Origin of the sequence: Micromonospora mangrovicola, assembly GCF_047200535.1 — a bacterium.
GTDB lineage: Bacteria > Actinomycetota > Actinomycetes > Mycobacteriales > Micromonosporaceae > Micromonospora.
Genome location: NZ_JBJZOG010000206.1, coordinates 1 through 2,967 on the forward strand (window position 1 = coordinate 1; position 2,967 = coordinate 2,967).

Below are 2,967 nucleotides of genomic sequence, written 5' to 3' on the forward strand. Positions count from 1 at the left end.
AGCCGGACCAGGGTGCCGGGGGTGAGCCGGGCCGGCGGATCGGCGTGCACGTCGAAGAGGACCAGGTCGGTCCGCCCGACCAGCAGCCAGCCGCCGGGGGAGGCGGTCGGGTAGATCCCGGCGTACGGGCCGGCCAGGGCGACCGACCCGGCCGGCACCCGGGTACGCGGGGTGGCGAGCCGGGGCACGGCCAGCTCCGCCGGCAGCCCGGTCAGGTAGGCGAACCCCGGCGCGAACCCGCAGAACGCCACCCGGAAGACGGTACGCCGCAGCCGCTCCACCACCGTCGGGACGTCGACGCCCCAGTGCCCGGCCACGGCGGGCAGATCCTCCCCGTCGTACACGGTGGGCACCTCGACCTCGGCGGTGGTGGCCGGGCCGGCGTCGCCGCACGGGGTCCAGCGGGCGATCCGGGCGGCCACCTGTTCCGGGTCCGGTACCCCGTCGAGCAGCACGGTGGCCGCGGCCGGGACGATCTCGACGGCGCTCAGCTCGCCGGCGTCCCGGCGGCGGCAGAGTTCGGCGCGCCACGCCTGCACCTGGTCGGCGTCGTCGCAGTCGAGCAGCAGGGCGTGCGTGCCGACGGGCCGGATCCACATCCCGCCATACTGGCGGATCGAGGCGCCCGCCAGGGTCGTCCGACCGGTCGGCGGCGTGACCGGCCACACTACTTGCAAGTAACCTACGGTGTCGTAGCCTATTGGCGTGACCACCTCCGCTCCGCTTCGGCTCAAGCCGGTCGACATCGGTAAACCCCGGATGCGCGGCTGGCTGCACACCTACGCGTTCTTCGTCGCGCTCGTCTGCGGCATCGTGCTCTGCTCGATCGCGGCCGCCCGGCCCGGCTGGGCACCCCTGATCAGCTGCCTGATCTACAGCCTGACCGTGTGCGGTCTCTTCGGCACCAGCGCCCTCTACCACCGCCGGGTCTGGTCGGAGCGGGGCTACCAGATCATGCGCCGGATGGACCATTCGATGATCTTCGTGTTCATCGCCGGCACCTACACCCCGTTCAGCGCGCTGCTGCTCGGGCCGCGGCCGGCCGAGCTGATGCTCGGCCTGGTCTGGGGCGGAGCGCTGGCCGGGGTGGCGCTGAAGCTGATCTGGCCGCACGCCCCGCGCTGGGTCTCCGCGCCGCTCTACCTGGCGCTCGGCTGGGTCGCGGTGGCAATGCTGCCGGAGATCCTGCACGCCGGCGGGGTGACCGCCCTGGTGCTGCTGATCGTCGGCGGCGCGATCTACAGCGTCGGTGCGGTCTTCTACGCGCTGCGCAAGCCGAACCCGTGGCCGACCGTCTTCGGTCACCACGAGTTCTTCCACGCCTGCACCCTGATCGCGGCGATCTGCCACCACATCGCGATCTACTTCGCGCTCTTCGCCTGACGGGTCCGGAAACGAGTTCGAGGGCCCCGCGCCGTCGCGGGGCCCTCGATGTCTACGGGGATGGGATCAGGCCGGGTATCCCGGGCGGCGCACCTCGCGGTACTCCTCGCGCACGACGCGGTCGTCCTCCACCGGCACGGTCGGCTGGGCGACGACCCGCTCGCGCACCGGAGTGGCGACGACCGCCCGGCGGCGGGTGCTCCAGAAGTACATCGTGATGAGCAGGCCGACGACGCCGACGAGCATGAGCACCCAGCCCACGACGTTCAGGTCGAGCCATCCCAGGTTGGCGTCGATGGCGAACGCGAAGATCGCGCCCAGCGCGATGAGGAAGATGCTGGCACCGATGCCCATGACGTCGCCTCCTTGGCCTTCTGCTGGCGTTTCCTCCCGCCGCGGCCATGGATGAGGTAGCGGCATCCATCGACTTACCCAGGCGCTCAGATCGCCAATCAGGCAAGCTGTCCGCATGACGGACGGCAGGAACCAGGAGCGGACGTTGGTGCTGCTCCGGCACGCCAAGGCCGAACAGTCCCGGGAGGCACCGGACGCCGAGCGCCCGTTGACCCGGCGCGGGCACGCCGACGCGGCCGCGGCCGGCGCCTGGCTGGCCCGGCACACCCTCCTCCCCGACGTGGTGCTCTGCTCGACCGCCCTGCGCACCCGGCAGACCTGGCACGGGGTGGCGCTGGGCATGACGGGATCCCCGCCGGAGGGGGGACCGACGGGGCCGTCACCGGTGGTGCGCTACGAGCAGGGCGCGTACGAGGCGCGACCGGAGGAGTTGCTGGAGCTGGTACGGGCGGTCGCCCCGGAGGCCGGCACGGTGCTGCTGGTCGCCCACAACCCGGGCATCTCGCTGCTTTCGGCGCTGCTCGATCCGCAGCGGGCGGATCCGGACGGGCTGCGGACCACCGACCTGGTGGTGCACCGCCCGACCACCCGGTGGGCGACGCTGGCGCCCGGCGGCGCGCCGCTCACCGCCCGGCACATCGCGCGGGGCTGACCCGGCGGGCCGTCCGACCCGGCGCGAGAGGACCGCCGGGACGGACCGGGGCCGCGCGCCACGGCGTCAGGTCGGCCCCGTCAGGACGGCGGGGCGGTGGGCGGCGGCGGATCGGGCGGCGGGGGCATCATCGCGGTCGGATGGGAGAGCCGGTTCTCCTCCACGATCAGCGTTCGTGCCCGCTTGCGCCGATCCTGCCAGAACCAGAGCGTGGTGAGCAGGACGGCCAGTCCGGCCAGGATGAACACCCAGCCGACCGCACGCAGGTCGATCCACCAGACGTTGGCCCGGATGGCGAAGGTCATGATCGCGCCGAGCGCGATGAGAAAGATGGCGCTGCCAATGCCCATGTGCGCTGCACTCCCCCGTGCGTTGGCCGTTGGGCGTGCCCTGTCGTGGTCCGCGACGGTTACCCGTCAGGCGGCCGGCCTACCCGGCGCTCCCGGCCAATTCCGCGAACCTCGCACCACCGACCGGCACATTGCGGTATCGGACTCTCCGGACGCGGTGACAACTTCGGCGAAGTCGTGCGGAACCGCGGGCGGGAGGGGCGCACCCACCGGTCCGGTACGGACGAC

5 protein-coding genes are annotated in these 2,967 nt (G+C 72.7%); 2 read left to right on the forward strand and 3 right to left on the reverse strand.

Annotated elements, in window-relative coordinates; translation table 11 throughout:
• Window positions 1-599 (reverse strand): 5-oxoprolinase subunit B family protein (locus ACL02O_RS33920; protein WP_412822270.1); only part of this gene is annotated, 599 nt, incomplete at its 3' end.
• 106 nt (window positions 600-705) lie between these two features.
• Between ACL02O_RS33920 and trhA the strand changes: the two genes are divergently transcribed.
• Window positions 706-1,383: a PAQR family membrane homeostasis protein TrhA gene (gene trhA / locus ACL02O_RS33925; protein WP_412822271.1), complete on the forward strand. Its 678-nt coding sequence runs from the start codon at window positions 706-708 to the stop codon at window positions 1,381-1,383.
• Window positions 1,384-1,449: 66 nt separating this feature from the next.
• On the opposite strand, the gene ACL02O_RS33930 is transcribed toward trhA, so the two are convergent.
• A complete protein-coding gene (locus tag ACL02O_RS33930; protein ID WP_412822272.1) occupies window positions 1,450-1,737 on the reverse strand; it encodes a DUF6458 family protein in 288 nt (95 codons plus the stop codon).
• 115 nt (window positions 1,738-1,852) lie between these two features.
• On the opposite strand from ACL02O_RS33930, the gene ACL02O_RS33935 reads away from it, so the two are divergent.
• Complete coding sequence (locus tag ACL02O_RS33935) at window positions 1,853-2,389, forward strand: SixA phosphatase family protein (protein ID WP_412822273.1); 537 nt, start codon at window positions 1,853-1,855, stop codon at window positions 2,387-2,389.
• A gap of 80 nt (window positions 2,390-2,469) precedes the next feature.
• Here the strand turns inward: ACL02O_RS33935 and ACL02O_RS33940 are convergent, their stop codons facing one another.
• Window positions 2,470-2,739, reverse strand: a complete 270-nt coding sequence (locus ACL02O_RS33940) for a DUF6458 family protein (protein ID WP_088969138.1) — start codon at window positions 2,737-2,739, stop codon at window positions 2,470-2,472.
• Between the last annotated feature and the right edge of the window lie 228 nt (window positions 2,740-2,967).

What these genes read in the sequence shown, in the direction of transcription:
- ACL02O_RS33930 (WP_412822272.1), bottom strand. Translation starts at nt 1,737, where the DNA reads ATGGGCATCGGTGCCAGCATCTTCCTCATCGCGCTGGGCGCGATCTTC.
- ACL02O_RS33935 (WP_412822273.1), top strand. Translation starts at nt 1,853, where the DNA reads ATGACGGACGGCAGGAACCAGGAGCGGACGTTGGTGCTGCTCCGGCAC.
- ACL02O_RS33940 (WP_088969138.1), bottom strand. Translation starts at nt 2,739, where the DNA reads ATGGGCATTGGCAGCGCCATCTTTCTCATCGCGCTCGGCGCGATCATG.